Genomic DNA, 5,302 nt, shown 5'->3' on the forward strand with positions numbered 1-5,302 from the left:
CGGCGGGGCGGCGGCGGGGCGCGCCGCCCCCCCCCCGCGCCCCCCCCCCCGCGGGGCCGCGGCGCGCGGCCCCCCCCCGCCCCCCCCCGCCCGCCGCCGCCCCCCCCCCCCCCCCCCCCCCCCGGACCTGGGCGGTGGGTCCTGCCGATTCCCCGCTGAGCAGCGACCCGGCGCGGAACAGGACCATCCGGTGGTTCTCAGCGGGATTCGCGCGAGGACGTCGCGAGCGATCATCCCGCTGAGGTTCTGCCACCCGCTCCGCCGAGCGGCCCGGGTGGCGGTCCGTTTCAGGCGTCGCCGGACTCGGAGGTCTGCGGACCGGCGGCTCGCACATCGCCCAGCCGGTAGCGCTGCGCGGCCTCGGTGACCCGGGACCGGTCGACGAGTCCGCGGCGGGCCAGCGCGGCGAGCACGGCGACCACGGTGGACTCGGCGTCCACCAGGAACACCCGGCGCGCCGCCGGGCGGGTGTCGGAGAAGCCGAACCCGTCGGCGCCCAGGCTCACCATGTCGCCCGGCACCCACGAGCGGATCAGGTCCGGCACCGCCCGCATCCAGTCGCTGACCGCCACCACCGGCCCGTCGGTGTCCAGCAGCGCGCGCGTCACGTACGGCACCTTCGGCTCGGAGTCGGGGTGCAGCAGGTTGTGCCGGTCGACGGACTCGGCCTCGCGGCGCAGCTCGGTCCACGAGGTCGCCGACCACACGTCGGCCCGCACGTCCCACTCCTCGGCGAGCAGCTGCTGCGCGCGCAGCGCCTCCGGCATCGCCACCCCGGAGGCCAGCACCTGCGCGGGGACGGAGCCACCGGTGCCGCGGCGGAACAGGTACAGCCCGCGCAGCAGCCCGTCCACGTCCACGTCGTCCGGTTCGGCGGGCTGCCGGTACGGCTCGTTGTAGACGGTCAGGTAGTAGAAGACGTTCTCGGCGTCCGGCCCGTACATCCGCCGCAGCCCGTCCTTGACGATGTGCGCGACCTCGAACGCCCACGCCGGGTCGTAGGACACCACCGCGGGGTTCGTCGCCGCCAGCAGCAGCGAATGCCCGTCGGCGTGCTGCAGGCCCTCCCCGGTGAGCGTGGTGCGCCCGGCGGTGGCGCCGAGCAGGAACCCGCGCGCCATCTGGTCCCCGGCGGCCCACAGGCTGTCGCCGGTGCGCTGGAACCCGAACATCGAGTAGAAGATGTAGATCGGGATCATCGGTTCGCCGTGGGTGGCGTAGGCGGTGCCCGCGGCGGTGAACGAGGCGCTGGACCCGGCCTCGTTGATGCCTTCGTGCAGGATCTGCCCCTGCTCGCTCTCCCGGTAGGCGAGCATCAGCCGGTAGTCGACCGGCGTGTAGGACTGCCCGTTCGGGTTGTAGATCTTCTGCGACGGGAACATCGAGTCCATCCCGAAGGTCCGCGCCTCGTCCGGGATGATCGGCACGATCCGCGGTCCCACCTCGGGGTCCTTGGCGAGGTCCTTGAGCAGCCGGACGAACGCCATCGTGGTGGCGACCTCCTGCTTGCCGGAGCCGCGCCGGATCACGTCGTAGACGTCGTCGCCGGGCAGCACGAGCGACTTCGCCTTCACCCGCCGCTCCGGCAGGTAGCCGCCGAGCCGCTGTCGGCGTTCCCGCAGGTACTGGATCTCGGGAGCGTCCTCACCGGGGTGGTAGTAGGGCGGCAGGTACGGGTCGGCTTCGAGCTGCTCGTCGCTGATCGGGATCCGCAGGCTGTCCCGGAACAGCTTGAGGTCGTCCAAGGTCATCTTCTTCATCTGGTGCGTGGCGTTGCGGCCCTCGAAGTGCGGGCCGAGCCCGTAGCCCTTGATCGTCTTGGCGAGGATGACGGTGGGCTGCCCGTGGTGCTCGGTGGCGGCCTTGTAGGCGGCGTGGACCTTCCGGTAGTCGTGGCCGCCGCGGCGCAGCGCCCACACCTCGTCGTCGGTGAGGTCCTTGACCATGTCCTTGGTGCGCGGGTCGCGGCCGAAGAAGTGCTCGCGGACGAAGGCGCCGTCGTTGGCCTTGTAGGTCTGGAAGTCGCCGTCGGGCGTGGTGTTCATCAGGTTGACCAGCGCGCCGTCCCGGTCGGCGTGCAGCAGCGAGTCCCACTCGCGGCCCCACACGACCTTGATGACGTTCCAGCCCGCGCCGCGGAAGAACGACTCCAGCTCCTGGATGATCTTCCCGTTGCCGCGCACCGGCCCGTCGAGCTGCTGCAAGTTGCAGTTCACGACGAACGTCAGGTTGTCCAGCCCTTCGTTCGCCGCAACGTGCAGCAGTCCGCGCGATTCGGGCTCGTTCATCTCCCCGTCGCCGAGGAACGCCCACACGCGTTGCTGGCTGGTGTCCTTGATGCCGCGGTCGTGCAAGTAGCGGTCGAACCGGGCCTGGAAGATCGCGTTCATCGGGCCGAGGCCCATCGACACGGTGGGGAACTCCCAGAAGTCCGGCATCAGCCGCGGGTGCGGGTAGGACGGCAGCCCGCCACCGGGGCCCGCGTGCGAGTGCTCCTGGCGGAACCCGTCGAGCTGGTCGGTGGTCAGCCTGCCTTCGAGGAAGGCGCGGGCGTAGATGCCGGGGGAGGCGTGGCCCTGGATGTAGAGGTGGTCGCCCCCGCCGGGGTGGTCCTTGCCGCGGAAGAAGTGGTTGAACCCGACCTCGTAGAGGCTGGCGGACGAGGCGAACGAGGAGATGTGCCCGCCGACGCCGATCCCGGGCCGTTGTGCACGATGCACCATCATCGCAGCGTTCCACCGCATCCAGGCGCGGTAGCGCCGTTCGACCTCCTCATCGCCGGGGAACCACGGTTCCTGGTCGGTGGCGATGGTGTTCACGTAGTCGGTGCTGGTCAGGGCGGGAACGCCGACGCCGCCTTCGCGGGCGCGCTCCAGCAGGCGGAGCATCAGGTAGCGGGCACGCTGCTGGCCGTGCTCGCCGAGCATCGTGTCGAACGACTGCAACCATTCTTCGGTCTCCTCCGGATCGATGTCCGGGAGATGCGAGGCGAGACCGTCTCGGATGACCCGCACCCGTTGCGGGGTGCCGCCGACGTCGTTGCTGTGCGCGGGCAAAGGAACTCCTCGACTGCTTGCGGTGCTTGTCGCGGGCTGGGGTGACGCCCGACACGTCCCATGGTCCCCCATCTTCACGGCCGCTGCGTGCACCGCGGTCATTACTTGGCGGTACCGTTCTAGCCTGACCTGGATGCGGGCGCCTACAGTCGAGTTCCACGCCGGATACCGGCGTGTCGTGCGCCCAGCAGTTGCGCCGGAAGCGGTTCGCAGTGTTCGCTATCGGCCAGATCTGCCCAACCTGGGTGCGGTGGAGGCACCGCACCACCGCATTGGAGGAGTGAGAACGCCGTGGTCGCCGCGGGAGACGCCGGCAAGAGCGAGGTCGACGTCGCCGACAGGCTCGACATCGAGCCGGAGATGGTCGTTCAGGAGATCGGTTGGGACGAGGACGTCGACGACGCCGTTCGTGCCGCGATCGAGGAGCGTTGCGGGAGCGAACTGCTCGATGAGGATGCCGACGAGGTCGTCGACGTCGTGCTGCTGTGGTGGCGGGACGATGACGGTGACCTGACGGACACGCTCCTCGACGTGATGACGCCTCTTGCCGACGAGGGGGTGATCTGGGTGCTGACGCCGAAGACCGGTCGGGACGGCTACGTGGAACCCAGTGACATCGCTGAGGCAGCGTCCACGTCCAACCTGGCCCAGACCTCGAACGCGAGTCTGGGGGAAGCCTGGATGGGTACCAGGCTCGCTTACCGCAAGGCCAAGTCCAAGCGCTGACGAGTTCGGCCCAGCGCCGAGCGGATCGCCGTACCCACTACTGGGCACCGGTGGCGACCTGCCGCCGGTGCCCAGGTGTGCGTGATCGGTGTAGGTTCGGCGGCGTACGTGCACAGGCCGAACAGAAGGGTGCGCGCATGACGGTCGAGGTCGGCGCCGATGCTCCGGACTTCACGCTGCCGGACTACAACAAGGAGCAGGTCTCCCTGTCCGGCTTCAAGGGCGACAAGAACGTGCTGCTGGTGTTCTACCCCTTCGCGTTCAGCGGGGTCTGCCAGGGCGAGCTGTGCCAGGTCCGCGACGACCTGGCCGACTTCCAGAACGACCAGGTGCAGGTGCTGGGCGTCTCGGTGGACACCCCGTTCGCGCTGAAGGCGTGGTCGGAGCAGCAGGGCTACACCTTCCCGCTGCTGTCGGACTTCTGGCCGCACGGCGAGGTCGCCAAGGCCTACGGCGTGTTCCACGAGCCGGCGGGCATGGCACTGCGCGGCACCTTCCTCATCGACAAGGACGGCAAGGTCCGCTTCGCCGAGGTCAACCAGCCCGGCGAGGCCCGCGACCAGAACGTCTGGAAGAAGGCGCTGGCCGAACTGGCCGCGTGAGGCCCGGCGGTTCCCGGTCGGTACAGTGATCCGGCCGAAGCGCGGCCGATCTTCGGACGGCCGCGCCCGGGGCGCATAGCTCAGCGGAAGAGCACTTGCCTTACAAGCAAGGGGTCGCTGGTTCGAACCCAGCTGTGCCCACCGTGCGAGAAGCCCGCTGATCTGGATCGAATGTCCAGGTCAGCGGGCTTTTTGCTTGATTGTGGTTGATCTTGTTCGTCTGTCCTTTGTGGTCCGGAAGTGCTGCCCGGGGCGCTGATGGGAGGATTTTGGGAGGATTCGTTTTGCGCTCCTGTGTCCGGCCGTGCCGGGCGGGTCATCCTGGGTTGGTTTCCAGCTAGCCGGTCATTCGGGGCGGGCTGGTTTCCCTACGCGCCATCGTCGGGCTTCTTGGAGTTCGAGACCATTGGCGGCCCCCGCGGGGGGCTTATGAAGGGCGGCCCCTGGGGCCGTAGGTGCACCCGCTCGGCAGTGATTGCCGCCGCCGACCGATCGCGACGCCTTGATGGCAGGCGGTCCCCCGGAGGGGCCGAAGGATGGCGGGGTTCGACGAGACGCCGACTCCGTTGACGCTGTGCTCGCCTCGATGAAGGGCGGTCCCCGGAGGGAACCGCAGGCAGGGTGCTGACCAACATCGGCTGGCGCGCGATCGGGCCTCGATGAAGGGCGGTCCCCGGAGGGGACCGCAGGTGCTCGGGATCCGTGCTGACCATGCCGCCATCGTGCCTCGATGAAGGGCGGTCCCCGGAGGGGACCGCAGGCGGCCGCCTCGGGTGAGCCGAGCTCGGCGGGGCTGCCTCGATGAAGGGCGGTCCCCGGAGGGGACCGCCGGGGGCGGGCCGGGTGCCCCCCATGACCGGGCCCGCGGCGCCTCGCTGAAGGGGCGTGCCCGGCGGGGGGCGCAGGCGGGCGCCGCCA

At 70.1% G+C, this 5,302-nt stretch carries 3 protein-coding genes and 1 tRNA gene; 3 read left to right on the forward strand and 1 reads right to left on the reverse strand.

The window, feature by feature from the left end; translation table 11 throughout:
• Positions 1–287 precede the first annotated feature (287 nt).
• Positions 288–3,056, reverse strand: a complete 2,769-nt coding sequence (aceE, locus tag LCD31_RS28005; RefSeq protein ID WP_224963067.1) for a pyruvate dehydrogenase (acetyl-transferring), homodimeric type — start codon at positions 3,054–3,056, stop codon at positions 288–290.
• Positions 3,057–3,347: 291 nt separating this feature from the next.
• Between aceE and LCD31_RS28010 the strand changes: the two genes are divergently transcribed.
• From LCD31_RS28010 to LCD31_RS28020, 3 genes are all read left to right on the forward strand, one after another.
• On the forward strand, positions 3,348–3,782 hold the full coding sequence (locus tag LCD31_RS28010; protein ID WP_184477758.1) for a DUF3052 domain-containing protein: 435 nt from the start codon (positions 3,348–3,350) through the stop codon (positions 3,780–3,782).
• 137 nt (positions 3,783–3,919) lie between these two features.
• Positions 3,920–4,384: a peroxiredoxin gene (locus LCD31_RS28015; RefSeq protein ID WP_224963069.1), complete on the forward strand. Its 465-nt coding sequence runs from the start codon at positions 3,920–3,922 to the stop codon at positions 4,382–4,384.
• A 69-nt stretch (positions 4,385–4,453) separates the two neighbouring features.
• A tRNA-Val gene (locus tag LCD31_RS28020) sits at positions 4,454–4,525 on the forward strand.
• Positions 4,526–5,302: the final 777 nt, after the last annotated feature.

It is taken from the genome of Saccharopolyspora sp. 6M (genome assembly GCF_020176775.1).
In the GTDB taxonomy this organism is placed as follows: Bacteria; Actinomycetota; Actinomycetes; order Mycobacteriales; family Pseudonocardiaceae; genus Saccharopolyspora_C; species Saccharopolyspora_C gregorii.